The 25,621-nt window shown below is 73.5% G+C and carries 22 protein-coding genes; 8 read left to right on the plus strand and 14 right to left on the minus strand.

The features are described 5' to 3' along the window. Window positions 1-890, minus strand: an 890-nt coding sequence (locus IEY71_RS17095) for a MetQ/NlpA family ABC transporter substrate-binding protein (RefSeq protein ID WP_189086589.1), incomplete at its 3' end; no start/stop codon positions are given. A gap of 246 nt (window positions 891-1,136) precedes the next feature. Further along, the gene (locus IEY71_RS17100; protein ID WP_189086590.1) at window positions 1,137-2,252 is read right to left on the minus strand and encodes a serine hydrolase domain-containing protein; all 1,116 of its coding nucleotides are present in this window, start codon (window positions 2,250-2,252) and stop codon (window positions 1,137-1,139) included. Between the two features lie 71 nt (window positions 2,253-2,323). Between IEY71_RS17100 and IEY71_RS17105 the strand changes: the two genes are divergently transcribed. Further along, on the plus strand, window positions 2,324-2,857 hold the full coding sequence (locus IEY71_RS17105; RefSeq protein WP_189086591.1) for a PadR family transcriptional regulator: 534 nt from the start codon (window positions 2,324-2,326) through the stop codon (window positions 2,855-2,857). A 53-nt stretch (window positions 2,858-2,910) separates the two neighbouring features. On the opposite strand, the gene IEY71_RS17110 is transcribed toward IEY71_RS17105, so the two are convergent. The 7 genes from IEY71_RS17110 to rsmI all read right to left on the minus strand — a co-directional run bounded on the left by IEY71_RS17110 (window position 2,911) and on the right by rsmI (window position 11,297). Further along, window positions 2,911-4,773 (minus strand): ABC-F family ATP-binding cassette domain-containing protein, encoded by a 1,863-nt coding sequence (locus IEY71_RS17110; RefSeq protein ID WP_189086592.1) that lies wholly within the window; start codon window positions 4,771-4,773, stop codon window positions 2,911-2,913. 79 nt (window positions 4,774-4,852) lie between these two features. Next, on the minus strand, window positions 4,853-5,791 hold the full coding sequence (locus tag IEY71_RS17115; RefSeq protein WP_189086593.1) for a 4-(cytidine 5'-diphospho)-2-C-methyl-D-erythritol kinase: 939 nt from the start codon (window positions 5,789-5,791) through the stop codon (window positions 4,853-4,855). A gap of 9 nt (window positions 5,792-5,800) precedes the next feature. Continuing rightward, window positions 5,801-6,685: a 16S rRNA (adenine(1518)-N(6)/adenine(1519)-N(6))-dimethyltransferase RsmA gene (rsmA, locus tag IEY71_RS17120; protein WP_189086594.1), complete on the minus strand. Its 885-nt coding sequence runs from the start codon at window positions 6,683-6,685 to the stop codon at window positions 5,801-5,803. Continuing rightward, window positions 6,682-7,563: a TatD family hydrolase gene (locus IEY71_RS17125; protein ID WP_189086595.1), complete on the minus strand. Its 882-nt coding sequence runs from the start codon at window positions 7,561-7,563 to the stop codon at window positions 6,682-6,684. Before IEY71_RS17125 ends, rsmA begins: the two co-directional genes overlap by 4 nt. Window positions 7,564-7,571: 8 nt before the next feature. Then, entirely contained in the window at window positions 7,572-9,131 is a 1,560-nt protein-coding gene (metG, locus tag IEY71_RS17130; RefSeq protein ID WP_189086596.1) for a methionine--tRNA ligase, read from the minus strand. Window positions 9,132-9,172: 41 nt separating this feature from the next. Beyond that, on the minus strand, window positions 9,173-10,315 hold the full coding sequence (locus IEY71_RS17135; RefSeq protein WP_189086597.1) for an NADP-dependent oxidoreductase: 1,143 nt from the start codon (window positions 10,313-10,315) through the stop codon (window positions 9,173-9,175). A 154-nt stretch (window positions 10,316-10,469) separates the two neighbouring features. After that, complete coding sequence (gene rsmI, locus IEY71_RS17140; RefSeq protein WP_189086598.1) at window positions 10,470-11,297, minus strand: 16S rRNA (cytidine(1402)-2'-O)-methyltransferase; 828 nt, start codon at window positions 11,295-11,297, stop codon at window positions 10,470-10,472. A 490-nt stretch (window positions 11,298-11,787) separates the two neighbouring features. Here rsmI and IEY71_RS17145 point away from each other — a divergent pair, with 490 nt between their 5' ends. Both IEY71_RS17145 and IEY71_RS17150 read left to right on the plus strand, forming a co-directional pair. Then, entirely contained in the window at window positions 11,788-13,152 is a 1,365-nt protein-coding gene (locus tag IEY71_RS17145) for an HNH endonuclease signature motif containing protein (RefSeq protein ID WP_189086599.1), read from the plus strand. 18 nt (window positions 13,153-13,170) lie between these two features. Then, a complete protein-coding gene (locus IEY71_RS17150; RefSeq protein ID WP_268243575.1) occupies window positions 13,171-15,042 on the plus strand; it encodes a dolichyl-phosphate-mannose--protein mannosyltransferase in 1,872 nt (623 codons plus the stop codon). 12 nt (window positions 15,043-15,054) lie between these two features. On the opposite strand, the gene IEY71_RS17155 is transcribed toward IEY71_RS17150, so the two are convergent. Next, window positions 15,055-15,780 (minus strand): TetR/AcrR family transcriptional regulator, encoded by a 726-nt coding sequence (locus IEY71_RS17155; RefSeq protein WP_189086600.1) that lies wholly within the window; start codon window positions 15,778-15,780, stop codon window positions 15,055-15,057. An 84-nt stretch (window positions 15,781-15,864) separates the two neighbouring features. On the opposite strand from IEY71_RS17155, the gene IEY71_RS17160 reads away from it, so the two are divergent. Together IEY71_RS17160 and IEY71_RS17165 are read left to right on the plus strand one after the other, a co-directional pair. Next, window positions 15,865-16,908, plus strand: a complete 1,044-nt coding sequence (locus IEY71_RS17160) for an NAD(P)-dependent alcohol dehydrogenase (protein WP_189086601.1) — start codon at window positions 15,865-15,867, stop codon at window positions 16,906-16,908. Further along, the gene (locus tag IEY71_RS17165) at window positions 16,905-17,342 is read left to right on the plus strand and encodes a hypothetical protein (protein ID WP_189086602.1); all 438 of its coding nucleotides are present in this window, start codon (window positions 16,905-16,907) and stop codon (window positions 17,340-17,342) included. The genes IEY71_RS17160 and IEY71_RS17165 overlap by 4 nt, the downstream gene beginning before the upstream one ends. A 97-nt stretch (window positions 17,343-17,439) precedes the next feature. Here IEY71_RS17165 and IEY71_RS17170 read toward each other — a convergent pair whose 3' ends face one another. Together IEY71_RS17170 and IEY71_RS17175 are read right to left on the minus strand one after the other, a co-directional pair. Then, window positions 17,440-17,769 (minus strand): DMT family transporter, encoded by a 330-nt coding sequence (locus tag IEY71_RS17170; protein ID WP_189086603.1) that lies wholly within the window; start codon window positions 17,767-17,769, stop codon window positions 17,440-17,442. 180 nt (window positions 17,770-17,949) lie between these two features. Continuing rightward, window positions 17,950-18,246, minus strand: coding sequence for an antibiotic biosynthesis monooxygenase family protein (locus IEY71_RS17175; RefSeq protein WP_189086604.1), 297 nt, complete (start codon window positions 18,244-18,246; stop codon window positions 17,950-17,952). Between the two features lie 105 nt (window positions 18,247-18,351). Between IEY71_RS17175 and IEY71_RS17180 the strand changes: the two genes are divergently transcribed. From IEY71_RS17180 to IEY71_RS17190, 3 genes are all read left to right on the plus strand, one after another. After that, window positions 18,352-19,647: an O-acetylhomoserine aminocarboxypropyltransferase/cysteine synthase family protein gene (locus IEY71_RS17180; protein ID WP_189086605.1), complete on the plus strand. Its 1,296-nt coding sequence runs from the start codon at window positions 18,352-18,354 to the stop codon at window positions 19,645-19,647. Continuing rightward, the gene (locus IEY71_RS17185) at window positions 19,644-20,237 is read left to right on the plus strand and encodes a CoA-binding protein (RefSeq protein WP_189086606.1); all 594 of its coding nucleotides are present in this window, start codon (window positions 19,644-19,646) and stop codon (window positions 20,235-20,237) included. The genes IEY71_RS17180 and IEY71_RS17185 overlap by 4 nt, the downstream gene beginning before the upstream one ends. 212 nt (window positions 20,238-20,449) lie before the next feature. Further along, window positions 20,450-23,740 (plus strand): AfsR/SARP family transcriptional regulator, encoded by a 3,291-nt coding sequence (locus tag IEY71_RS17190; protein ID WP_189086607.1) that lies wholly within the window; start codon window positions 20,450-20,452, stop codon window positions 23,738-23,740. A 15-nt stretch (window positions 23,741-23,755) separates the two neighbouring features. Here the strand turns inward: IEY71_RS17190 and IEY71_RS17195 are convergent, their stop codons facing one another. Next, entirely contained in the window at window positions 23,756-24,571 is an 816-nt protein-coding gene (locus IEY71_RS17195) for an ABC transporter permease (RefSeq protein WP_189086608.1), read from the minus strand. After that, window positions 24,568-25,578 carry an ATP-binding cassette domain-containing protein gene (locus IEY71_RS17200; RefSeq protein ID WP_189086609.1) on the minus strand — a complete coding sequence of 337 codons (1,011 nt, stop codon included), beginning with the start codon at window positions 25,576-25,578 and terminating at the stop codon, window positions 24,568-24,570. The genes IEY71_RS17195 and IEY71_RS17200 overlap by 4 nt, the downstream gene beginning before the upstream one ends. Window positions 25,579-25,621 lie beyond the last annotated feature (43 nt).

Raw genomic sequence — 25,621 nt, forward strand, 5'->3', positions numbered from 1 at the left:
GTGTCGGCCTCGACGTCGGCGAGGGACTTCTCGAGCTCGGCGACCGGGACCTGCAGCGAGACGCCGGTGCCGCCGGACGCCTCGTCGAGGCCGGCCTGGACCTTCGCGTTCGTCTGGAAGATCTCGACGAGCTTGGCGTAGGTCGTGTTGTCCTTGTCCTCGGCGCGCGCGGCGAAGATGTTCACGTACGGCAGCGCGTTGGGGTCGGCCGGGTCGTCCTGCGCGATCGCGTCGGCGAAGGTGAGGCCGGCGTCCTCGACGAAGTCGTTGTTGATGATCGCGGCGGCGACGTCGGGCAGCGAGGTCGCGGTGATGGCGGCCTCGAGCGGCGTGACCTTGACCTTCGACTTCGCCTCGTCGATGTCGGCGATGGTCGAGAAGATCGAGCCGCCGTCCTTCAGCTCGATGAGCCCGGCCGACTGCAGCACGAGGAGCGCGCGGGCGAGGTTCGAGGGGTCGTCGGGCACGGCGACGGTCTCGCCGGCGGGGATCGACTTCACGTCGTCGTACTTCGTGGAGTACAGGCCGAGCGGGTAGATCTGCGTCGAGCCGATCGGGGTGAGGTCGGCGTCGGCGTTCACGTTGTAGTCCGCGAGGTAGACGATGTGCTGGAACTGGTTGAGGTCGAGCTCGCCCTCGGTGAGCGCGGGGTTCGGCTGGTTGTAGTCGCCGAAGTCGACGAGCTCGACCGTGATGCCCTCCTCGGCGGCGGCCTCGACGAACGGGGCCCACTGCGGGTCCGACTTGCCGACGACGCCGATCTTCACGGTCTCGCCGCCGTCGGTCTCGGAGCCGGCCGAGCCGGTCGAGGCGCAGGCCGCGAGCGAGGCGACGAGGGGCACCGCGGCGAGCGCGGCGATGACGGAGGTGATGCGGGAACGTCGTGACATGGTGGGTCCTCTCTTGGTGGGCGCGCGTTCGAGGGCCGCCTGGCTGTGGGTCGGCATGGCTCCGCCACGGAGGATGTCGGTGGGGGCGTCGATGCCGCGAACGCGGGTGCCCTCCAACGGTAAGCGAAGGTTCTTCGCGCTGTTGACCACCTGGTCACATGGCGTCACAGCTTCTGCGAACGACGTCATATATGACGACGGATGCTTCGGGATCGCCTCCCCGATCTGCGCGTCCGGCCCCGCCGATCACCGCGTCCAGCGCTGCAGGCACCGCACCATGATCTGGAACGGCAGCACCTGCGCCTGCGTCTGGTCGACCGTGCCGGCGAGGACGACGCCGAGCTCCGGGCAGCTGAACAGCCACGTGCCGGTCGAGCCGGAGTGGCCGACGAGCGTGACGGGGCCGCGGCGGGGCAGGTTGAGCCGGCTCACGCCGAAGCTCATCGTGCCGAGGCCGTAGTGCAGGCTCGGGGCGTTCCGCAGCCGGTTGCGCCGTTCGGTCGTGAGCGCGCTCGTCGCGGGGTCCGCGAACAGCTCGCCGCGCACGAGCGCCCGCTCGAAGGCGAGGAGCTCGGCCGTCGTGCTGAACAGGTCGTGGCTCGACGCGTACACGCCGTCGAGGCGTACCGGGCGCCGCCGCACGTGCAGCGGGAGCGGCGCCGGCGTCGCCGGGTCGGCGGGCGCGCCGGCCGGGTGCCAGGTTCGGCGGAGCCCGAGCGGCTCGGCGATGCGTTCGGCGACGAGCTGCGCGAAGCTCCGCCCGGTCACGAGCTCGAGGATGCGGATGAGCAGCAGGAAGCCGGTGTCGGAGTACGAGGCGCGCTGCCTGGGCGCCGACAGGTCCTGCGGCGGGAAGTGCGGCCGCTGCTCGTCGCGCGCGATCGCGATGGCGTCGTCGAAGCCCCAGGCGAGGTCGTGGCCGGCGCGGAGCCGCCGGTAGAGACTCGGCCCGCCGCGGCGCCGCTCGTAGAAGTCGGGCAGGCCGGAGGTGTGGCTCGCGAGGTGGCGCACCGTGATCTCCGGTGTACGGTCGACGCCCTTCCAGACGTGCAGCCCCGTCGTGACCTCGGCGGGCAGGTACGCGGTGATCGCCGTGTCGAGGTCGAGCTCGCCGCGCTCGTGGGCCTGCAGCACGAGGGTCGCGATGAAGCGCTTCGTGATCGAGGCGATGAAGAAGGGCGTCTCGGGGCTCGCGCCGGGCCCGGCGGCGCCCGACCAGCCCCGCCCGCGGTCGTCGGCGACGGCGAGGCTGACGTGATGCAGGCGGCGACGGGCGGCGAGCCGGTCGACGAGGGCGGTGAACTCGCGGTCGAGCTCGCTCGGGACGGATGCCGCGTCGGCGGCGGCGGGAGCGTGGGTCATCAGGGTCCAATCTCTCTCTTAGACCTGTCTAGTAGACATGTCTACGCGAGTCAACCGGGTAGGCTCGGCGCGTGGCACACGTGATCCTGGGGCTGCTCATGCTCGCCCCGCAGAGCCTCTACGACCTCGTGAAGAGCTTCGAGGCGGGCGTCGGGCTGGTCTACAGCGCGAGCTCGGGCAGCATCAAGCGGGCGCTCGACGGGCTGCTCGCGAGCGGGCTCATCGAGGTCGAGAGCGTGCAGCCCGGCGGCCGGGGCCGCAAGGTGTACCGCACGACCGACGCCGGCCGCGCGGCGTTCCGGAAGTGGATCGACGGGCCGATCGAGGGCCCCGACCTCGAGACGGCCGCGCTCTCCCGGCTGTTCTTCCTCGGCCTGCTCGACCCGCCCGAGCGGGCCGCAGTGCTCGAGCGCATCCGCGAGCGGGCGGCGGCGAACGTCGCCGAGCTCGAGGCCGTCGAGCGGCACCTCGCCGTCCTCGAGGTGCCGGAGGAGTTCCACGAGGTGCTCGCCTACCAGCGCGCCACGCTCGACTACGGCCTCTCCTCCGGGCGGCACGCGCTCGCCTGGTTCACCGAGCGCGCCGCACGCGAGGCATCCACCTGAATCCCCACCCTGCGCGCCGCGCCGCCGGGCGCTGAGCGCTGAGCGCTGAGCGCTCAGCCGAGCTGCTCGGTGAGCTCGAACCAGCGCTCCTCGAGCTCGGCGACCTCCTGCTCGGCGGCGGTCACCTTCGCCATCTCGGCGTTCAGCCGCTCGTAGTCGCTCTGGTCGAGCTCGGCGAAGCCGTCGCGGGCGGCGGCGATCTGCTGCTGCAGCTTCTCGATCCGCCGCTCGACGGAGGCGAGTTCCTTCTCGGCGGTGCGCCGCTCGGCGCCCGAGAGCGCGAGAGCGGCGCTCGCCGCGGCCGGGCCGGGCGAGGCATCCGTGCCGCTCGCGGCGACCCTGGCGGCCCCGCTCGCCGCGCCGCTCCCCGCGCCACCTCCGCGCTGCTGCGCGGCCCGGAGCTCCAGGTACTGGTCGACGCCGCCCGGCAGGTGCCGCAGCTTCGCGTCGACGATGGCGAACTGCTGATCGGTGACCCGCTCGAGCAGGTAGCGGTCGTGGCTGACGACGAGGAGCGTGCCCGGCCACGAGTCGAGCAGGTCCTCGATCGCGGCGAGCATGTCGGTGTCGAGGTCGTTCGTCGGCTCGTCGAGGATCAGCACGTTCGGTTCGGTCAGCAGGATGAGCAGCAGCTGCAGCCGTCGCTTCTGCCCGCCCGAGAGGTCGCGCACGGGCGTCGCGAGCTGCTGGTTCGTGAAGCCGAGGCGCTCCAGGAGCTGTCCCGGCGTGAGCTCCACGGCCTTCGAGCCGCTGCCGATCGTGTAGCTCGTGCGCTGCGCGGCGACGACCGCGCTGACGCGCTCATCGGCCCACTCGGCGAGCTCGGCGAGCTCCTGGCTGAGGGTCGCGATGCGCACGGTCGTGCCGCGCTTCACCCGGCCGTGCGTGGGGCTGACGGCCCCGGTGACGAGGCCGAGGAGGGTCGACTTGCCGGCGCCGTTGACGCCCAGGATGCCGGTGCGCTCCCCCGGCGCGATGCGCCACTCGACGTCGCGGAGCACGGTGCGGGTGCCGCCGCCGGGCGCGGGGTAGTCGACACCGGCGTCGAGGAGGTCGACGACGTCCTTGCCGAGGCGGGCGACGGCGAGCCGGCTGAGCTCGACCCGGTCGCGCACGGGCGGCACGTCCTCGATGAGCTGGTTGGCCGCGTCGATGCGGAACTTCGGCTTCGAGGTGCGCGCGGGGGCGCCGCGGCGCAGCCAGGCGAGCTCCTTGCGCATCAGGTTCTGCCGCTTCGCCTCGCTCGCGGCGGCCATCCGGTCGCGCTCGACCCGCTGCAGCACGTACGCGGCGTAGCCGCCCTCGAAGGGCTCGACGATGCCGTCGTGCACCTCCCAGGTGCCGGTGCAGACCTCGTCGAGGAACCACCGGTCGTGGGTGACGACGACGAGCGCGCCGTCGCTGCGGCTCCAGCGCTCCCGCAGGTGCCGGGCGAGCCAGGCGATGCCCTCGACGTCGAGGTGGTTCGTCGGCTCGTCGAGGAAGAGCACGTCCCAGTCGCCGACGAGGAGGGCCGCGAGCCCGACGCGGCGGCGCTGGCCGCCGGAGAGGTCGCCGACCCGGCCGTCCCAGGGCACATCGCCGAGCAGGCCGGCGATCACGTCGCGCACCTTCGGGTCGCCCGCCCAGACGTGCTCGTCGATGCCGCCGACGACGGCCTCGGCGACCGTCGCGTCCGGATCGACCGTGTCGGTCTGGTCGAGCATGCCGATGCGGACGCCGCGGCGCACCGTGACCCGCCCGGCGTCCGGTTCGAGCCGGCCGGCGAGGAGCTTCAGCAGGGTCGACTTGCCGTCGCCGTTGCGGCCGACGATGCCGATCCGGTCGCCCTCGTCGAGGCCGAGGGTGACCTCGTCGAAGACCGTGCGCGTCGGGAACTCGAGATGCAGGCGCTCGGCGCCGAGGAGGTGTGCCATGTCCCGTCGAGCCTAGTTGCTCTCGCCGTGCGCGAGCCGTGCGCCGGTCGCGATCGGCCGGGCATGCTGCCGCTGCCGCTCAGCGCACGACGCGGGCGCCGTGCACCGGGCCGTGCACGTGCGCGGCGGTGTGCCCGGCCGACGACAGCGTGACGGCCAGCGAGATCGCCTCGTCGGCCCCCTCGGCGAGGAAGGCGAGCGTCGGGCCCGACCCCGAGACGAGCCCGGCGAGCGCACCGGCCGAGGCGCCCAGCCGGAGCACCTCGTCGAGCTCGGGGGCGAGCCCGATCGCCGCCGCGGCGAGGTCGTTGTGCAGCGCGCCGGCGAGGAGGCCGGGATCGCCCGCGCGGAGGGCCTGCAGCACCGCCGGGTCGACGGCGGGCGCGCCGGCCGGCGCGACGGAGTCGGGCGGCACCTGCCCCTCACCCCGCAGCCGGTCGAGCTCGCCGTACACCGCGGGGGTCGAGAGCCCGAACTCGGCGAAGACGAGCACCCAGTGGAAGGACCCGGTCGCGAGCACGGGGCTCAGCCGGTCGCCGCGACCGGTGCCGATCGCGGTGCCGCCGGCGAGCGAGAACGGCACGTCGGCGCCGAGCCGGGCGGCGAGGCCGTGCAGCTCGTCCTTCGTGAGCCCGGTGCCCCAGAGGGCGTCGCAGGCGACGAGGGCGGCCGCGGCATCCGCCGATCCGCCGCCCATGCCGCCCGCGATGGGAACGTGCTTGTCGATCGCGAGGTGCACGCCCTCGGTGACGCCGGTCTCCTCCGCGAGGAGGCGGGCGGCACGGATCGCGAGGTTCGAGTCGTCGACGGGCAGCCCGGACACGTCGACGCTGCCCGAGAAGGAGACCTCGAAGCCCGCGGCGGGCGTCGCGACGACGTCCTCGTAGAGCGAGACCGCCTGGTAGGCCGTGGCGACGTCGTGGTAGCCGTCGTCGCCCGGTTCGGCGACGCGCATGAAGAGGTTGATCTTGCCGGGCGCCCGCACGTGCACCGACGGCTGGGCTGCGGCGATCGTCATGCGTCCACGCTAGCCGAGCTCGGCTCCGCCCGCGTCGTCACCCGCCGCCCCGCGCGCCCGCGCGATCGCGAGGAAGTCCGGCATGCCGAGCTGCTCGCCGCGCGCCTGCGGGTCGACCCCGGCGCGTTCGAGCACGGCGGATGCCTCGGCCGCGCTGCCGCCGAGCACGCCGGAGAGCGCCTGCCGCAGCATCTTGCGGCGCTGCTGGAACCCGGCGTCGACGAGCTCGAAGGTCGCCCGGCGTTCGGCCTCGGTGCCCGGCTCGGCGTCGCGCTCGAAGCCGACCAGCACGGAGTCGACGTTCGGCACCGGCCAGAACACCTGCCGCGACACCTGCCCGGCGATGCGCCAGTCGCCGTACCAGGCGGCCTTCACGCTCGGCGCGCCGTAGACCTTCGAGCCCGGGCCCGCGGCGAGACGGTGCCCGACCTCGGCCTGCACCATGACGATGCCGGCGCGGAGGGAGGGGAAGTGCTCGAGCAGGTGCAGCAGCACCGGCACCGAGACGTTGTACGGCAGGTTCGCGACGAGCCGCACGGGGTCGCCCGGCAGCTCGGTGACCCGCAGCGCGTCCTGGTGCACGACGCGGAGCGCGGCGCCGGGCTGCAGCAGCTCGGCGGTCTTCGGCAGCTGCTCGGCGAGCCGGCCGTCGATCTCGACGGCGATGACGTCCGCCCCGGCTTCGGTCAGTCCGAGGGTGAGCGAGCCGAGGCCGGGGCCGATCTCCAGCACGGTCTCGCCCGGCTGCACCCCGGCGAGCTGCACGATGCGCCGCACCGTGTTGCCGTCGTGCACGAAGTTCTGGCCGAGCTTCTTCGTCGGGGTCACGCCGAGGAGCTCGGCGAGGTCGCGGATCTCGGCGGGGCCGAGGAGCGCCTGGCGGGGTGCGGTCATGCGAGGCCCTCCTGCCACGAGCCGTAGACGCGCTCGGTGTTCTCCGCGAGCTGCGCGCAGAGCCCGTCGAGCGGCACCTCGAGCAGCTCGGCCATGAACCGCACCGTGAGCGGCACGAGGTACGGGGCGTTCGGCCGGCCGCGCAGCGGCGCCGGAGTCAGGTACGGGGCATCCGTCTCGACGAGGAGCAGCTCCCGCGGCAGCACCCTCAGCGCCTCGCGCAGGTTCTCGGCGTTCTTGAACGTGACGTTGCCGGCGAAGGAGCAGTACCAGCCGGCGTCGGCCGCGGTGCGGGCGAGCTCCTCGCCGCCCGAGAAGCAGTGGAACACGGTGCGCTCCGGCGCCCCGACCCGGCGCAGCGTGGCGACCACGTCGTCGTGCGCGTCGCGGTCGTGGATCTGCAGCGCGATGCCGTGCCGCTTGGCGATGTCGAGGTGCGCCTCGAAGGCGCGGTGCTGGGCGTCGCGCCCCTCCTCGCCGGTGCGGAAGTAGTCGAGCCCGGTCTCGCCGATCGCGCGCACCCGGGGCTGGGCCGCGAGCTCGTCGATGACGGCGATGGCGGCGTCGAGTTCGCCCGCGGCGTCGAGCTCCGGCGCCTCGTTGGGGTGCAGCGCGACGGCGGCGAGGAGGCGCGGCTCGCGCGCGGCGATCTCGGCCGACCAGCGACTCGTCGCGACATCCGTGCCGACCTGCACGGCGCCAGCGATGCCGACCGCCGCGGCGCGCTCGAGGTGCTCGGCCGGCGACAGCGGCAGCGCGCCGTCGGCGATCTCGAGGTGGGTGTGGTTGTCGTAGACGGGCACCGGCAGCGGCTCGGGCGCCGGCGGGTACTCGGCCGCGCGGCCGCCGTCCGACCTCCGCCGCAGGTGCTCGCTCACGCCCGCGCCTACTCCGCGACCTCGACGCGCGGGAACAGCGCCTCGAGCGGCTGCACGCGCTCGCCGAGCTCGGCCTCGTCGGCGCGGTCAATGCGCTGCGCGGTGACCTCGCCGGGCGCGCCGAGCGCCGTCCAGAGCTTCGCGCTCGCCTTCGGAACGACCGGCGAGAGCAGCACGGCGAGCGTGCCGAGGCCCCGGTAGGCGGTGGCGAGCACGGCCTCGAGTCGGTCGCGCTGCTCGGGGTCCTTCGCGAGCGCCCAGGGCTCCTCGTTCGTGAGGTAGCCGTTCAGGGCGTCGACGAGCTGCCAGACCTCGGCGATCGCCTCGTGGATCGCGAGGCGCCCGATCGCATCCCACGAGCGCTCGGTGGCGCGGCGGGCGATCGTGCCGATCTCGGCGTCGGCGGGGCTCAGCACGCCCGCGGTCGGCACGACGCCGTCGCAGTAGCGGGTGATCATCGCCACCACGCGCGAGGCGAGGTTGCCGAAGCCGTTCGCGAGCTCAGCCTGGTACCTGGCGGCCAGGTCCTCCCAGGAGAACGAGCCGTCCTGGCCGAAGGAGATCGCGGACATGAAGTAGAAGCGGAACGCGTCGGAGCCGAAGACGTCGGTGATCTGCTCGGGCGCGATGCCGGTGAGCTTGGACTTCGACATCTTCTCGCCGCCGACGAGCAGCCAGCCGTGGCCGAAGACGCCGCGGGGCACGTCGAGTCCGGCGGCCATCAGCATCGCCGGCCAGATGACGGCGTGGAAGCGCAGGATGTCTTTTCCGACGATGTGCTGGGCGGGCCAGCGGCGGGCGAACTCGGCCTCGTCGTCGCCGTAGCCGACGGCGGTGATGTAGTTCAGCAGGGCGTCGAACCAGACGTAGACGACGTGCGTCTCGTCCCACGGCACCTTCACGCCCCAGTCGAACGTCGAGCGCGAGATGGAGAGGTCGGCGAGGCCCTGGCGCACGAAGCTCACGACCTCGTTGCGCGCCGACTCGGGCTGCACGAAGTCGGGGCGCTCCTCGTAGAGCGCGAGCAGCCGGTCGGCGAAGGCCGACATGCGGAAGAAGTAGTTCTTCTCGTGCAGCAGCTCGACCGGCTTCGAGTGGATGGCGCAGACGGGCTGGCCCGCGTACTCGCCGGTGCCGTCGACGAGCTCGGACTGCTGCTTGTACTCCTCGCAGCCGACGCAGTAGTAGCCCTCGTACTCGCCCGTGTAGATGTGGCCCTCGTCGTAGAGCTTCTGCAGGAAGCGCTGCACGTTGCGCTCGTGCCGCTCGTCGGTCGTGCGGATGAAGTCGTCGTTCGCGATGTCGATGGTCTCGAGCAGCGGCTTCCACGCCTCGGCGACGAGCTTGTCGGCCCACTGCTTCGGGGTGACGCCGTTCGCGGTCGCGGTGCGGAGGATCTTCTGGCCGTGCTCGTCGGTGCCGGTCAGCGACCAGGTGTCCTCGCCGGCCTGGCGGTGCCAGCGCGCGGCCACGTCCGCCGCCACCTCCGTGTAGGCGTGCCCGATGTGGGGCACGTCGTTGACGTAGAAGATGGGCGTGGTGATGTAGAACGAGGAGCCGTCGGCCATGCCGTCAATCCTACGGGCGCGGCGGATGCCTCGAGCGCGGGTTACGGGAGCGGCGCCTCGCCCGCCCGGTCCGGGTGATCCGTCCCGGCGTCCGCGGGAGTCGCGTCGGTCTCCGCCTGGTGGCGCGCCTCGCGGTGGCGGCGCCGCACGCTGCCGTCGCCGATCGCCGCGGGCACCGCCTCGACGGCCTCGAGCCGCTCGTGCGGCGTCGGCACGCCGAGCGTGACGTCCTGCTCCTTGATGGCGGGCTCCTTGACCCGCTGCCCGGGGTACTCCACCGTGCGCAGGCCGAGCACGATCTTGCCCGCGGCATCCCGTCGGTCGAGCGCGCGGTAGGCGGCGGCGACGTCGTCCATCGCGAAGACGTCGGCGATCGGCAGGCGCACCTGCTTCGCGGCGATCGCGGCGGACACCCGGCCGAGCGCGACGAGGTCGCCCGGCTCGACTCTGGCGATGCCGTGCTCGTCGACGGCCTCCTCGTCGAGCACGGTGAGCACGCGGCCGGCGGGCACGCCGAGCTCGACCGCCTCCTCGGCCTCGCCGCCCAGGAAATCGAGGAACGCCGTGATCGGCGCCGAGGTCGTGACGCGCACGCGGGCGGCGAGGCCCGGGCCGTAGCCGAGCGGCTGGATGCCGAACTGGCGCAGGAAGTCGAAGCGCGCCTCCGCGCTCGTGCCGATGACGGCCGCACCGTGGAGCCTCGCGAACTGCGCCGCGAGGCAGCCGACGCCGCCGGCCGCCGCCGTGATCACGACGGTGTCGTTCGGGCCGAGCGCGAGTCCCTCGACGGCGTTCCAGGCCATGGTGCCCGCCGTGGCGAGGGAGCCGGCGACCTCCCACGGGATCCCCGCCGGCTTGAGCATCAGCTGCGATTCCGGGACGACCACGTGGCTCGCCTGCGTGCCCTCGCCCCAGCCCATGACCTCGTCGCCGCGGGCGAAGCGTTCGACGCCGGGCCCGGTGGCGATCACCACGCCGGCGAGGTCGCGCCCCTGCCTCGCGGGGAGCTCCGCCGTTCTGCCGGCTCTGGCCTCGCCCCGCCGCAGCGCGCTCTCGGCCGGGTTGAGCCCGGCGGCGTAGACCTCGACGAGCACTTCGGCGGGCCGAGGAAGCGGCGCCTCGATCTCGACGACCTCGAGCACCTCGGGGCCGCCGTAGGCGGTGAATCGCACTGCGTTCGACATGTCGCACCTCCACGCCCGAGCGCGTTGGGACCGCTGCCGCGGCTCGGCCGGGCTCACCTCAATTGTCGCGCGTTCCGGGCGGTTCGGCGGGGCCTTGCAGGAATCGGTCAGGGATGCTTCGGCGCCCTCGGCGCGCGCCCCGGCTCGTGACGGCTCAGGACCCGGCGCGTTCCCGGAGCGCCGCCTCGTACAGTTCGCGCTTGCCGAGGCCCGTCGCCGCGGCGACCTCCGCCGCGGCATCCTTCAGTCGTGCGCCGCCCGCGGTCAGCTCCAGCACCCGCGCGACCGCGTCGCCGGCGTCCGCCGGCCCCGGCTCCGGAGCGCCGCCGACGACGATGCAGATCTCCCCGCGCACCCCGTCTGCGGCCCAGTCGGCGAGCTCCGCGAGCGGTCCGCGGCGCACCTCCTCGTGGAGCTTCGTCAGCTCGCGGCAGACCGCGGCGGGGCGCTCCGCCCCGAACGCCTCGGCGAGCGCGGCCAGGCTCGCGGCGAGCCGCGTCGGGGCCTCGAAGAACACGAGCGTGCGACGGTCTGCGGCGAGTTCGGCGAGCCGGCGGGCGCGCTCGCCCGCCTTGCGCGGCAGGAAGCCCTCGAACGCGAAGCGGTCCGTCGGCAGACCCGAGAGCGCGAGCGCGGTCACCACGGCGCTCGGACCGGGGATGGCGGTCACCAGCACGCCCGCGGCGGCGGCCGCGGCGACGAGCGGGAAGCCCGGGTCGGAAACGGTCGGCATTCCCGCGTCGCTCAGCACGAGCAGGTCCGCGTCGCGCGCGAGCTCGACGAGCTCGGCGGCCTTCTGCCGCTCGTTGTGCTCGTGCAGCGCGATGAGTCTGGGCCGGTTCTCGATGCCGAGCGCGGCGAGCAGCCGCTGGGTGACGCGGGTGTCCTCGGATGCCACGAGGCGCGCCTCGGCGAGCGCGGTGCGCAGGCGGGGCGAGGCGTCGCCGAGGTTGCCGATGGGCGTGGCGGCGAGGATGATCATGCCTCCAAGTCTCCTGCATCGACCGCCGGAGGAGTTCTCCACAGCTCGAGATCGGGCCTCGAGTTTCGAATATGTGTTCGATAGACTGGCGGACATGTGGGGAATCGATGAGCGGGCGGTGCCGCCGGGCTGGCGAGCGAATGAGCGGGGCGAACCAGATTCGGAGTGGGTCTCCGCCGAGTGGGCCTCCGCCGACTGGGCCTCCGCCGAGTGGGCCTTGGCCGAGCCAGTCTCCGCCGACTTGGCCTCTGCCGACCCGCCTTCCGCCGACCTGGCCTCTGCTCACTTGGCTACTGTTGACCCAGCCTCAGCCGACCCAGCCTCACCCGACCCAGCCTCACCCGACCCAGCCTCAGCCGACCTAGCCTCACCCGACCCAGCCTCAGCCGACCCAGCCTCACCCGACCCAGCCTCAGCCGACTGGGCATCCGCCGATTGGGAATCGCTGGATGCCTGGCGCGCCGCCTCTGCGGCCGGCGGCTCCCGTGCGGTGTTCGCCGAGCTGCAGGCGAACCTCGACGCGGCCGAGGGCGCGCAGCTCCAGAGCAACCGTCAGTTCGCTGCCCAGCTCGACGCGTTCCGACGCGCGTTCGCGCTCGCCGACGCGCACCCCGAGCTGTACCTCACCGCAGAGACGATGGCCGCCGAGACCCTGACACGCCCGGCGAACGGGCGAGCGGCACACGGGCCCCGACTCGACGTGGCCGAGCTCGCCGCCCGATCGGTGGCCGCCGAGCTGTCGATGCGGCTGATGCTGCCGGCCGCGACGATCCGCAGTCGTGCTTTCGAGGCGGCGCGCTGCCACGACCTCCTCCCCCGACTGTGGGGCCGGTTCCGCGACGGACTCGCCGGTTATGCGGAGGTGCGCATCGCGCTCGACGCGATCGCCGGCCTCCCGATCCCCGCAGATTTCCGCGGTGCGTCCGCCGAGCAGCGGGCGGCTGCGCACGCCGCCGCTGCGCGGCTCGCGGCGCTCGACGATGAGCTGACGGAGCTCGCCGGAACGGTGCCGCGCGCGAGGTTCCGTCGCCGAGCGCGCCTGCTGCGGGCGAAGCTCGATCAGCCCGACGAGACCGCCGCCCGCCATGCGCGCGCCCTCGCCCAGCGCCGCCTCACCGTCGAGTCGGCCGACGACGGCATGGCCTGGGTGACCCTCTACGTCTCGGCGGTCGATGCCGCTCGCATCCGCGCTCGCGTCGGCGCGACGGCGACCGAACGTTCGGGGCAGGCCGACGAGACGCGCACCCTCGACCAGCTCCGCGCCGACGTCGCGACGGCACTGCTGACCGGCGAGGGCACGCCGACCGCCGTCCGCACCGAGATCCTCGTCACGATCCCCGCGCTGACCCTCATCGGAGCCGGCCGGTCCGGCGGCGCGCACGGCCCCGACCGCGTGCACGGCACGCGGCCCGATCAGGCCGCCGAGCTCGAGGGGCACGGGCCGATCGACGACGACACCGCCCGGCGGCTCTTCGCCGAGGCGCCGACGTTCCTCCGGCTGGCCACCGACCCGTTCACGAGCGCACCCCTCGCCCTCGACCGCACGCGCTACCGGGTGACTGCCGCTCAGCGCAGGTGGCTCGCGAAGCAGTACGAGGGCTGCACCCGACCGGGATGCACGAGCCCGGTCACCACCACCGACCTCGACCATCTCACCGCCTGGGCCCAGGGCGGCGCGACCGATGTCGACAACCTCGCGCCCACGTGCCGCACCGATCACACCCTGAAGCATCGAGCCCGATTCACCGTCACCCGTTCCGCCGACGGCACGATCAGCTGGCGCAGTCCGAGCGGTCACCTCGCCCGCACCGAGCCGCTCCCGGCTCGGAGCTACCCCGATCGTGCGCCGTTCTGATGTCTTAGGGTTGGGCGCATGAGTGTCGCCGAGCCGCCGGAGCCGCCCGCGCGCGGCGACGGCAGCCGGGGCGCGCCCCTGCCCGCCGGGGACACCGCGCCGGCCGAACCCGCCAGCGCCACCACGCCCGCCGAACCGGCCGCCCCGGCCGGCGCCTCCGCACCCGTCGGGGCGGCCACCGCGCCCGACACCTCCGCACCCGCCGACACCTCCGCACCCGCCGGCGCCACCACGTCCGCCGGCGCCACCACGTCCGCCAGCGCCGCGCCGCGGCTCCCCGGCGCCGACCTCTTCGCGGCCGACCCGTTCCCGCCGGAACACGCCGAAGACCCCGCCCCCGAGCCCACCGGGTCCCGGCACGACGAGTGGTGGGCCCGCCTGCTCGCCACGCCGAAGCGCCGTGCGCTCTGGTACTGGGGCGGCCCGATCCTGGTCACGCTGCTCGCGGCCGTGCTGCGCTTCTGGAATCTCGGCCACCCGCAGGCGCTCGTCTTCGACGAGACCTACTACGTGAAGGACGCGTGGACCCTCCTCCACCACGGCTACGAATCCACCTGGCCCGACGGCGCCGACGCCGACTTCGCCGCCGGCGACACCGACGGGTACCGCGATCAGGCCTCATACGTCGTCCATCCGCCCCTCGGCAAGTGGATGATCGCGCTCGGCATGGCGGCGTTCGGCGCGGACTCGGCCTTCTGGTGGCGGGCCTCAACCGCCGTCGCCGGCACGATCGCGGTGTTCCTGCTGACCCTCGCCGGGCGTCGCCTGTTCGGCTCGACGATGCTCGCGGTCATCGCGGGCCTCCTCTTCGCCGTCGACGGCAACGCGATCGTCATGTCGCGGGTCGCCCTGCTCGACAACTGGCTGATGCTGTTCGCGCTGCTCGGCTTCTGGTTCGTCCTCCTCGATCGCGAGTGGAGCGCACGGCGGCTCGAACGCCGGGTCGACGCCGCCCGGGCCGCCGGCAAAGACCCGCACTACGGCCCGGTGCTCTGGGCCCGCCCCTGGGTCTTCGCCGCGGGCGCCGCGTTCGGCGCGGCCGCCGCCGTCAAGTGGTCCGGCGCGTGGTTCCTCGCCGCGTTCGGCGTCTACCTCGTCATCGTCGACGCGCTCGCCAGACGCCGCGCCGGGCTGCCGCTGTGGGCGAGCGGTGCGGTGCTGAAGCAGGCGCCCGCGACGTTCCTCCTGCTCGTCCCCGTCGCGATCGGCGTCTATCTGGCGAGCTGGACCGGATGGTTCGTCACCTCGGGCGGATACGACCGGCAGTGGGCCGAGCAGGCGGGCAATGCGGCGAGCGGATGGCTCTCCTGGGTCCCGCTCCCCCTGCAGAGCCTCTGGCACTTCCACCAGAGCGCCTACACGTATCACGTCGGCGTGCACACACCGCATCCCTGGCAGGCGAACCCGCTGACCTGGCTGTTCATGATCCGGCCCACCAACATGTACTACGCCGATTCGGCGGGGTGCGGCGGCGGCTGCACCGAATCGATCATCGGCCTCGGCAACCCGCTCATCTGGTGGGCCGGCGCGATCGCCGCGGGGTATCTCGTCTACCGGCTGATCCGTCGCCGCGAGTGGGCCGTCGGGGCCATCCTCGTCGGCCTGGCCGCCGGCTACCTGCCCTGGCTCGCGTACCTCGACCGCACGGTGTTCCAGTTCTACTCGATCGCGTTCGAGCCGTTCCTGCTGCTCGCGCTGACCTTCGTCATCGGACTCGTCCTGGGCAAGCGGGGCGACCCGCGCTGGAGACGCGAACGCGGCATCCTGACCGTCGCGATCTTCCTGATCGCCGTCGTCCTCGTGTCCGCGTTCTTCCTGCCGATCTGGACGGCGCAGCCGATCCCGCCGCTGCTCCGCCAGCTGCATTTCTGGTTGCCGAGCTGGGGGTGAGCGGGCGCCGGTTCAGCTCCGAGCCGTCGGAGGATGGCCCGGCCCAGTCTCGCCCCGCAGTTCGGCGAGCCGGACTTCGAGTTGGTCGAGCACGAGGTCCAGCCCGTAGCCGAACTCGTCGCCGTAGTCGTAGTCGCGGCCCGCGAGCATCACGGACATGAACTCGGTGAGGTAGGGGTATTCGTCGGCGGGCAGCGCCAGCCCGGCCGCGAACGCCTCCGCCCCCGCCCCCGGCTCCGCGTCCGGCGCGAACGGCAGATTCGACTCGGACAGCACGAACCCGTACACGTACGCGTCGACGGCCGAGAAGGCGTGACCGGCGAGCGGCACGTCGAAGCCGTTCGTGCGGAGCACGCCCAGCACACGGTCGTGCTGGCGGAGGACGGATGGCCCGGGGTTCACCCGCGACTCCAGCAGCACGAGCGCCCACGGATGCGCCGAGAGCACCGCCCGCGCGCCGACCGCCCGCTCGGTGAGCGCCGCCCGCCAGGGCGCGCCGAGCTCGGCGAGCGGGAACCGGGAGAAGATCTCCTCGGCGATGGCGTCGAGCATCGCGTCCTTGCCGTCGACATGGTGGTAGAGCGACATCGCCTCGACGCCGAGCTCGCGGGCCACCGTGCGCATGCTCACCGCGGAGAGCCCGCTCGCATCGGCGACCGCCATCGCAGCGGCGACGATCCGATCGCGGGTGAGCGGCGTGCGCGGCGTGCGCGCCCGGCTCCGCACTGTCTCGGCCATGACCTCTCGCTTTCCCACACTTGCGTCCTTACGAGTGTAAGGCTACCGTGGACGGCACCAGACTTACAGGCGTAAGGGAGCAGCATGCGTGCAGTCGTCGTCGAACGCTACGGCCCGCCCGAGGTGGCGAGGCTCGTCGAGCGGCCGGACCCCGTGCCCGGGCCCGGGCAGGTGCTCGTCCGCGTGGAAGCCAGCACGGTGAACTCGGGCGACGCCCGCATCCGCGCCGGCCGCTTCCCGGATGGCTTCGGGGCGGTCGCGCGCCTCGCCTTCGGATTCCGCGGGCCTCGGCGGCCGGTGCTCGGCAACGTGGTGTCCGGCGTCGTCGTCGCCGTCGGCCCGGAGCCGCGCGGACGCGCAGCCGCGCGGCTCGCCGGCGCCCCCGGCGCGCGACTCGCCATCGGCGACCGGGTCTGCGGCATGACCGGGGTCGCCATGGGCGCGCACGCCGAACTGGTCGCCATCGCCCGCGGCAAGCTCGCGCCCATCCCCGCCGACGTCTCGTTCGATGACGCCGCGGGCGTGCTCTTCGGCGGCAGCACCGCGCTGCACTACCTGACCGACAAGGGCGGCGTCCGTGCAGGGCACCGCGTGCTCGTCATCGGCGCCTCCGGGGCGGTCGGCACGAGCGCGGTGCAGCTCGCGAAGCACTTCGGCGCCCAGGTGACCGCGGTCTCGAGCGCCCGCAACGCCGCGCTCGCGACCGAGCTCGGCGCCGATCGCGTCCTCGACTACCGGGAGACCCCGCCCGAGGAGCTCGACGACCGCTTCGACCTCGTGCTCGACACCGTCGGCGCGCTCTCCCCCGCCACCGGCCGGCCCCTGCTCGCCGACGGCGGCCGGCTGCTCCTCGTCGTCGCGAGCCTCGGCGAGACGATCACCGCCAGGGGCCCGGTGAAGACGGGCCCCGCTCCCGAGCGGGCCGAGAGCTTCGCGAGCCTGCTCGAGCTCGTCGCCGCGGGTCGGCTCCGGGTCGTGCACGAAGCCGCGCTGCCGCTCGATCGGATCGCGGAGGCCTACGCCCTGGTCGACAGCGGCCGCAAGGTCGGCAATCTCGTCGTGCATCCGCAGCCCGCGAGCACCCGCCGCCGACCCGCGCAGCAGCGCCCGGAACGGACCCCGTCGTGAGCGCCGAGACGGCCGAAGCGGTCGGCACGGCGGCCGGTGCCGCGGCCGGCACCGTCGTCGGCATGGACCCCGTGCGCATCGTGCTCGCCGGCGCCTGGATCTCGCTCATGCTCATCTACCTGCTCGGCGACGTGCTGCGGATCTTCTCGGGCGACGCGACCCTCGGCCGCATCGACGGCACCGCGGCCACGAGCGGCATGTGGCTCACGGCGGCGCTCATCATGCTCGTGCCGATCGCGATGATCCTCGTCTCGCTGCTCACCCCGGCCGAGCCGCTGCGCTGGATCACGGTCGTCGTCTCGGCGGCGCTCGTCGTCTTCAACCTGTTCGGGATGCCCTATCCCGGGCTCTACGACAATGTGCTGCTCGTCGTGAGCTTCGGGGTGAACGGCCTGCTCATCTGGCAGGCGCTCGCCTGGCGGCCGGTCGGCTGACCGACCACCGGCGAGCGCGCCGCCGGCGAGCGCAGCCCCGGCGAACGCAGCCCCGGCGAGCGCAGCCCCGGCGAGCGCAGCCCCGGCGAGCGCAGCCCTAGTGGCCCGAGCCGCCGTCGACGAACTTCAGCCCGACGACGCAGCCGACGAGGCCGACGAGCAGGGCGATCTTGATCCACGACACCTCGGTGTCGCCCGTCACCATCGCCCAGACCACGGTGAGCGCCGCGCCGATGCCGACCCACACGGCGTACGCCGTGCCCGTCGAGATGTCGCGCATGGCCCACGCGAGCCCGCCCATCGAGAGCGCGAGCGCGCCGAAGAAGATGACCGAGGGCCAGAGCTTCGTGAAGCCCTCGGACTTGCCGAGCGCCGTCGCCCAGACGGCCTCGAGAACACCGGATGCGATGAGGATGACCCACGCCATGACGACACACTCCTGACTCGTTCGGCATCGATCGTACGGATGCCGTGCGCCAGTCGTCGTGTCCGGGTACTGGGTGCCCTCGTCCGGTGGCCGCCCCGATCGGGCGACCCGGACTTCAGCGTAGCAATCCTCGCTGATCAGGGGCTGTGCACCCCGCGCCGCCGCCGCCGGAAGCCGGAGTCAAGCCAGCGCGACCCCGGTGAAGTGCTCGACGACGGGGAACGGCTCGTAGAAGCCGTGCAGCAGCTCCCGCCACCGGCCGTACTGCGCCGAGCCGCGGAAGCCGGGATCGTGCGCCTCGACCGACTCCCAGCGCACGAGCAGCAGGTACTCGTTCGGCGTCTCGATCGAGCGGGAGAGGTCGAGCCCGAGGAACCCGGGCATCGCCGCGATGATCCCCTTCGCCTCGGCGAAGGCCGCCTCGAAGGTCGCCTCGCGGCCGGGAACGACGGGCAGGATCGCGTGCTCGAGGATCATCGCGCCAGCGTAGCGGCGGGTCATCCTCCATGAGGCGCGGGGCGCGCATTGCCCCGCGTTACGGCGGGGCTCCGGACGAGCGGATGCCCCGGCTAGCGTTACGGCATGGCAGACCGCGAATACGGCTTCAAGACCCGCGCCATCCACGCGGGCAACATCCCCGACCAGGTGACGGGCTCGCGGGCCCTGCCGATCTACCAGACGAGCGCCTACGTCTTCGACGACACGGCCGACGCCGCCGCCCGCTTCGCACTGCAGAAGTACGGCAACATCTACTCGCGCCTCGCCAACCCGACCGTCGCGAGCTTCGAGGAGCGCGTCGCGAGCCTCGAGGGCGGCCTCGGCGCGGTGGCGACCGCGAGCGGCCTGAGCGCGCAGTACATCACCTTCGCGAGCCTCGTCGGCGCCGGCGACCACCTCGTCGCCTCGGCGAACCTCTACGGCGGCTCCATCACCCAGCTCGACGTGACCCTCCGCCGTTTCGGCGTCGAGACGACGTTCGTGGCGAGCTCGGATGCCGAAGCCTACGCCGCGGAGATCCGGGACTCCACGAAGGCGATCTTCGTCGAGACGATCGCGAACCCCTCGGGCGAGATCGCCGACCTCGAGGCCCTCGCGGACGTCGCGCACTCCCACGGCATCCCGCTCATCGTCGACTCGACGATCGCGACGCCCTACCTGAACCGCCCGATCGAGTGGGGCGCCGACATTGTCACGCACTCGGCGACGAAGTTCCTCGGCGGGCACGGCACGACGCTCGGCGGCGTCGTCGTCGAGTCCGGGCGATTCCACTGGCACTCGGAGAAGTTCCCGCTCTTCGGCCAGCCGGTGCCGAGCTACGGCGGGCTCGAGTGGAGCGGCAACTTCGGCGAGTACGCTTTCCTCACCCGGCTTCGCGCCGAGCAGCTGCGCGACATCGGCCCCTCGCTCGCACCGCACTCGGCGTTCCTCCTCGCCCAGGGCGTCGAGACCCTGCCGTACCGGATCCAGGCGCACGTCGACAACGCGCGCACCGTCGCGAACTGGCTCGCCGAGGACCCCCGCATCGAGCGCGTCTTCTGGGCCGGCCTCGAGGGCCACCCGCACCACGAGCGTGCGAAGAAGTACCTGCCGCTCGGCCCCGGCTCCGTGTTCAGCTTCGAGGTGAAGGGCGGCCGTCAGGTCGGCCAGCAGCTCATCGAGTCGGTGAACCTCGCGAGCCACCTGGCGAACATCGGCGACGCGAAGACGCTCATCATCCACCCGGCCTCGACGACGCACGCCCAGCTCACCGAGCAGCAGCTCCTCGACGCGGGCGTCGCGCCCGGCGTCATCCGCCTCTCCGTCGGCATCGAGGACGTCGACGACATCATCTACGATCTCGACCAGGCGCTCGCGGCCGCGACAGGAGGCACCCGATGACCGACACGACGACGGCGCCCGCCGCCGAGGAGCTCGAGACCGTCCGGCTCGTGAACGGCCTCAGCTGCGAGCTGCCGGCCGACTCGCCCCTCGCGAAGCTGCTGCGCTCGCAGCGCACCTGGACCGGCCCCGACGCGAAGGCGCGGCTGCGCATCCTGAACGCGGCGAAGTCGGTCGCGATCGTCGGCGCCTCGCCGAAGCCGCAGCGCTCGAGCTACTTCGTGGGTACCTACCTGCAGCAGTCGAGCGACTACCGGCTGTACTTCGTGAACCCGAACGAGACCGAGATCCTGGGCGAACCGGCGTACCCGAGCCTCGCCGCCCTGCCGGAGGTGCCCGACGTCGTCGTCGTGTTCCGCCGCGGCAGCGACATCCCGCAGGTGGTCGACGAGGTCGTCGCCGCGGGCGCGAAGACGATCTGGGTGCAGCTCGGCATCTGGAACGAGGAGGCCGCCTACTACGGCGAGGAGCAGGGCCTCACCGTCGTCATGGATCGCTGCATCAAGGTCGAGCACGCCCGCTTCCACGGCGGCCTGCACCTGCTGGGCTTCGACACCGGTCAGATCAGCGCGCGCAAGACGGCCCGCTGAGGCTGGGTCGCTGAGGCTGGGTCGCTGAGCCCGTCGAAGCGCCCGGTTCGCTGAGCCTGGTTCGCTGAGCCCGTCGAAGCGCCCGGTTCGCTGAGGCTGGTTCGCTGAGCCCGTCGAAGCGCCCGGTTCGCTGAGGCTGGTTCGCTGAGCCCGTCGAAGCGCCCCCGACCAGCTCGGGCAACCGCACGGCCGCCGGCACTAGGCTCGACCGCGTGCTGAACGCCGATCGAACGGGCGAGGGTGCGCCGAGCGTCGGTGTGCTCGGCCCCGTCGTGGTCGCGGACGCGAGCGGATGCCTCGTCGAGCCGCCGGGCGCGCTCGCGAAGGCCCTGGTCGCGGTGCTCGTCGCGATCCCCCGCCGCCCGGGCGACGTGGTCGGCATCGACACGATCGTCGACGAGCTCTGGGGCGACGCCCCGCCGCGGCATCCGCGCGCCGCACTGCAGACGCTCGTGAGCCGGGTGCGCCGGCTCGCCCCCGAGCTCATCCGCTCGTCCCCCGCCGGCTACGCGCTCGCCATCGGGCCGAGCACGGTCGACCTCGCCGCGGCCGAGCTCGCCGCAGAGCCCGGCGACCCCGGCGGGGAAGAGGCGGGCGACGCGGGCGCGGAGCTCCGCGCGGTCGACGCCGTCCTCGCCCGTTGGCGCGGCGAACCCGGCGAAGACCTCGGCGGGGCGCCCGTCGCCGACGCGCTGGCCGCCCGGGCCGCGACCGCGCGGGAGCGCCTCCTGCGCCGTCGAGCGGAGCTCCTCGCCGCCGGCGGCACCGCCCACGACGAGACCGCCGAGGCGTACGCGGCGCTCTCGCAGCGGCATCCGCTCGACGAGGCGGCCGTCGCCGGACGCCTCGAGGCGCTCGCCGCAGCCGGCCGCCGCGCCGAGGCGCTCGCCGAGTACGCCGCGTTCCGCGAACGGCTCGCCGAGGAGCTCGGCGTCGACCCCTCGCCCGCGCTCGTCGAGGTGCACGCGCGACTGCTGCGGGAGCCGCCCCCAACCGGCGAAACAGGGGCGGGGACCGGCGCCGCGGCGAGCGCGCCCGCATCCGCACCGGCGCCGCCACTCACCGGAGGCATCCGCCTCGGCCTGCGCGCGGCACCGAACCCGCTGCTCGGCCGCGACGACGACGTGCGCGACGTCGAGCGACTGCTGCACGAGCACCGCCTCGTGACGGTGCTCGGCGCGGGCGGGCTCGGCAAGACTCGGCTCGCCCAGGCGGTCGCGGCGCGGTTCCCGGCGCCCTCGGTCGTCGTCGTCGAACTCGCGGGCGTCCGCGACGACGACGACATCGAGCTCGCCCTCGGTTCGGCGCTCGCCCTGCGCGAGGCCCGCTCCGCCAGGTTGGCCGACGCCGCGAGCCGTCCGGAGCTCCGGCAGCGGATCGAGGCGCGCCTCGGGGAGGCGCCCACCCTGCTCGTCCTCGACAACTGCGAGCAGATCATCGACGGCGCCGCCCGCTGGGCCGCCGAGCTCCTCGCCGCGGCCCCGGAGCTGACGATCCTCGCGACGAGCCGCAGCCCGCTCGCGATCGGGGCCGAGCGCGTCGTGCCGCTGGCCCCGCTCGCGGTGCGCGAGGGGGCGGCGATCGGACCGGCGGGGCGGCTGTTCCGCGACCGTGCGCTCGCCGTCCGGCCCGACGCCGCCCTGCCCGACGACGTCGTCGACCGGCTCTGCGCGCGGCTCGACGGCCTCCCCCTCGCCATCGAGCTCGCGGCCGCCCGGGTCCGATCCATGTCGGTCGCCGAGATCGAGGCGCGTCTCGACAACCGCTTCGCGCTGCTCTCGAACGGGGACCGCAGCGCCCCGGAGCGGCAGCGCACCCTGGAGGCGGTCATCGAGTGGAGCTGGGCGCTGCTCGACGAGGCAGAACAGCATGGCCTCGCCCGCCTGTCCTGGTTCGCCGACGGCTTCGGGGTCGACGCCGCCGAGGTCGTGCTCGGGCACGATGCGCTCCGCGTGCTCGACGGCCTCGTCGCCCAGTCGCTGCTCACCGTGCGCGAGAACGGGGACGGCGCCGCCAGGTACCGGATGCTCGAGACGGTGCGCGAGTTCGGTCAGCTCCGGCTCGAGCAGGAGGGCGGGACGGCCGCGGCGCGGGACGCGATGGCGCGCTGGGCCGAACAGCTCTCGGAGCTGCCGTTCGTGGGCGGCGGCGAGACGCAGCTGCTGGCGCTCCGCCGGCTGCGGGTCGAGGAGGAGAACCTCGTCGAGGTGCTGCGCCGCGCCATCGCCGAGGAACGGGTGCCCACCGTGCTCCGGGTCTACGCCGCGCTCGCCTACTTCTGGAGCGTGCGCAGCGCGCACGCCGAGGTGATGACGTTCGGCCGGGCGGCGCTCGCGGCCACCCGGCACGGGGCGCGCGGGCCGGAGCTCGCGGTGCCGGCGCTGCTCACCGCGGTCTTCGCGGCCGCCACGGCGATGGCGTACGACGCGTCCACCGGCGCTCGCGCCCTCGCCCGGCTGAAGGCCCACGCACGCGACGGCTGGCCGGTCCCCGGCTGGCTGCGGGGCGTCGCCGGCTTCCTCGAGGCTCCCGATCTGGAGCGCGCGCTCGAACGGCTCGTCGCGATGAGCGAGTCCGAGGACGGGCCGACCGCCCTCGTCGGCGCGCTCCTGCGCACCCAGTTCGAGGAGAACGCGGGCGACCCCGAGGCCGCGGCCGAGCACGCGCAGCAGGCGCACGTGCTCGCCCGTCGCGTCGGCGACATCTGGGCGGAGTCGATGTCCTCGATGATGCTCGCGCAGCTCGCCAGCCAGACCGGTCGGCCCGAGGCCGCCCTGCGATGGGCGGCGGCCGCCGAGGCGGAGCTGCGCCTGCTCGATTCCGAGCCCGGGCTCGTGCAGCTCGAGTGGATGCGCGCGGGCAACCTGCTCTCCGCCGGCCGCCTCGACGAGGCCCGGCCCCTCATCGCCGAGTTCGCGTCGAGCGAGCGGCGCACGGCCGACGGGCTGGGGCTCGCGACGGTCGGGGAGCTCGGGCTCTCCGAGCTCGCCAGGGCGGAGGGCCGGATGGCGGATGCCGCGCACCACGCCCGCACCGCGGCCGAGTCCTTCGGCCCCGCCGAGCGCTCGTCGCCTTGGTACCTCATGGTGCTCGCCGACCTGGTCTCGGCGGCCGCCCATGACGAGCGCGATGCCGCGGATGCCGCCTTCTGGGCCGCGAGGCTGCGCTACCGCACCCTCGGGATGCGACGCGCCTGGGGCAGCTTCAACGACAAGCCGGTACTCGGCACCGCCGCGCTCGGCTGGTCGGCGTGGGCCATCCGCCAGCCCGGCCTCCGCGAGCGGGGGCTGGAGCTCCTCGCCCTCGCGGAACGCCTCAGGGCCAGGCAGGATCTGCCCGGCCTTCGGATCGCGACCCACCTCGCCGACGCCGAGGCCCTCGTCGGCCGCGCCGCGCTCGAGGGCGCCCGCTCGGCCGCGGCAGCGCTCGACCCCGAGGCCCGGATGGCGCGGGCGCACGAGCTGTTCGTGCTGCCGTTGCCGAGCGCGGGCCCCGGGGTCTGAGTTCCGCGGAGGCGGTTACGCCTTCCGCATGTACGCCCGCACCGTGAGCGGGGCGAACACCGCGACCACGACCGCCGCGCCCAGGAGGGTGGCGAACAGGTCGCCGGTGACGTCGGTGCCCATCGTGAGGCCGCGAGCGGCGGTCACGAGGTGCGAGACGGGGTTGATGCCGACGAACCACTGCAGCCAGTCGGGCATCGTGTCAGCGGGCACGTACGCGTTCGAGAGGAACGTCAGCGGGAACAGCACGAGGAACGAGATGCCTTGCACCGAGCCGGCCGAGCGGGCGATGACACCGAAGAACGCGAAGATCCAGCTGAGCGCCCAGGCGGCGACGATCACCACGACGCTCGCGGCGAGGACGCCGCCGAAGCCGGCCTCGGGGCGGAAGCCCATCAGGTAGCCGGTCACGAAGGTGAGCGTCGTCGCGATGCCGTAGCGCACCGTGTCGGCGAGCAGCGCGCCGGCGAGCGGGGCGACGCGCGCGATCGGCAGCGAGCGGAAGCGGTCGAACACGCCCTTGTCCATGTCCTCGCGCAGCTGCACGCCCGTGACGACCGACGTCGTGATGACGGTCTGCACGAGGATGCCGGGCAGGAAGAAGGGCAGGTAGCTGAGCGCGTCGCCCGCGATCGCGCCGCCGAAGATGTACGTGAACATCAAGGTGAACAGGATCGGCTGCAGCGTCACGTCGACGAGCTGCTCGGGGGTGCGCTTGATCTTCAGCAGCCCGCGGTAGGCCATGCTGAGCGAGTTGCGCACGGTCTGACCGAGGCTGACGTGATTCTTCAGGGCGCGCTCGGCGCCGGGGACGATGGTCGCGGTGGTCATGCGCGGCTCCCTTCGAACTGCGGTTCGGCCGAGGCGTCGTCGGCGGTGTCGTCCGCCTCGACGCCGTGGCCGGTGAGGGTGAGGAAGACCTCGTCGAGCGTCGGCTTCTGGACGCTCAGCTCGGTCAGGTGGATGCCGGCCTCCCGGAGCGTGACGAGCAGCTCCGTGACGCGGTCGGCGTCCCGCATGGGCGCGGTGAGCCGGCCCGCCTCCGGGCTCGTCGTGGCCCGCACGCCGAGCACCCGCTCGATCGCGGCCTGCGCGTCGCCGAGGTCGCGCGGATCGGCGACCCGCAGCTGCAGGCTCGACGAGCCGACCGAGGCCTTCAGCTCGTCCGCCGTGCCCTCGGCGACGACCCGCCCGCGGTCGATGACCGCGATGCGGTCGGCGAGCTGGTCGGCCTCGTCGAGGTACTGGGTGGTGAGCAGCACGGTCGAGCCGCTCGAGACGAGCCGGCGGATCGTGTCCCACATCTGCGCGCGGGTGCGCGGGTCGAGGCCGGTGGTCGGCTCGTCGAGGAAGATGAGCGGAGGCTGCGCGATGAGGCTCGCGGCGAGATCGAGCCGGCGCCGCATGCCGCCGGAGAACTGCTTCAGGGGGCGCTTCGCGGCATCCGTCAGACCGAACTCCTCGAGCAGCTCGGCGGCCTTGCGCTTCGCCTCGGCGCGGCCGAGCCCGAGCAGCCGGGAGAACAGCACGAGGTTCTCGGTCGCCGAGAGCGTCTCGTCGACCGAGGCGTACTGGCCGGTGACGCCGATGAGCTGCCGCACGAGCTGCGGCTCCTTCACGACGTCGTGCCCGAAGATGCGGGCGGCGCCGGCGTCGGGGCGCAGCAGGGTCGCGAGCATGGAGATCGTGGTGGTCTTGCCGGCCCCGTTCGGGCCGAGGACGCCGTAGACCGTGCCGCTCGCGACGCGCAGGTCCACGCCGTCGACGGCGCGGTTGGCGCCGAAGGTCTTCACGAGGCCGTCGGCCTCGATCGCCCAGCTGGGATCAGTGAGGTTCATGCCCCCAACGCTGCCGGGGGCCGCTTGCACGGCGCTGCCACGG

It is taken from the genome of Agromyces mediolanus (assembly GCF_014648575.1).
GTDB lineage: Bacteria > Actinomycetota > Actinomycetes > Actinomycetales > Microbacteriaceae > Agromyces > Agromyces mediolanus.

Coding starts and splice junctions, on each gene's coding strand:
- IEY71_RS17100 (WP_189086590.1), bottom strand. CDS start 2,252: ATGACCCACGCTCCCGCCGCCGCCGACGCGGCATCCGTCCCGAGCGAG.
- IEY71_RS17110 (WP_189086592.1), bottom strand. CDS start 4,773: ATGGCACACCTCCTCGGCGCCGAGCGCCTGCATCTCGAGTTCCCGACG.
- IEY71_RS17115 (WP_189086593.1), bottom strand. CDS start 5,791: ATGACGATCGCCGCAGCCCAGCCGTCGGTGCACGTGCGGGCGCCCGGC.
- rsmA (WP_189086594.1), bottom strand. CDS start 6,685: ATGACCGCACCCCGCCAGGCGCTCCTCGGCCCCGCCGAGATCCGCGAC.
- metG (WP_189086596.1), bottom strand. CDS start 9,131: ATGGCCGACGGCTCCTCGTTCTACATCACCACGCCCATCTTCTACGTC.
- IEY71_RS17135 (WP_189086597.1), bottom strand. CDS start 10,315: ATGTCGAACGCAGTGCGATTCACCGCCTACGGCGGCCCCGAGGTGCTC.
- rsmI (WP_189086598.1), bottom strand. CDS start 11,297: ATGATCATCCTCGCCGCCACGCCCATCGGCAACCTCGGCGACGCCTCG.
- IEY71_RS17150 (WP_268243575.1), top strand. CDS start 13,171: ATGAGTGTCGCCGAGCCGCCGGAGCCGCCCGCGCGCGGCGACGGCAGC.
- IEY71_RS17155 (WP_189086600.1), bottom strand. CDS start 15,780: ATGGCCGAGACAGTGCGGAGCCGGGCGCGCACGCCGCGCACGCCGCTC.
- IEY71_RS17160 (WP_189086601.1), top strand. CDS start 15,865: ATGCGTGCAGTCGTCGTCGAACGCTACGGCCCGCCCGAGGTGGCGAGG.
- IEY71_RS17170 (WP_189086603.1), bottom strand. CDS start 17,769: ATGGCGTGGGTCATCCTCATCGCATCCGGTGTTCTCGAGGCCGTCTGG.
- IEY71_RS17175 (WP_189086604.1), bottom strand. CDS start 18,246: ATGATCCTCGAGCACGCGATCCTGCCCGTCGTTCCCGGCCGCGAGGCG.
- IEY71_RS17180 (WP_189086605.1), top strand. CDS start 18,352: ATGGCAGACCGCGAATACGGCTTCAAGACCCGCGCCATCCACGCGGGC.
- IEY71_RS17185 (WP_189086606.1), top strand. CDS start 19,644: ATGACCGACACGACGACGGCGCCCGCCGCCGAGGAGCTCGAGACCGTC.
- IEY71_RS17195 (WP_189086608.1), bottom strand. CDS start 24,571: ATGACCACCGCGACCATCGTCCCCGGCGCCGAGCGCGCCCTGAAGAAT.
- IEY71_RS17200 (WP_189086609.1), bottom strand. CDS start 25,578: ATGAACCTCACTGATCCCAGCTGGGCGATCGAGGCCGACGGCCTCGTG.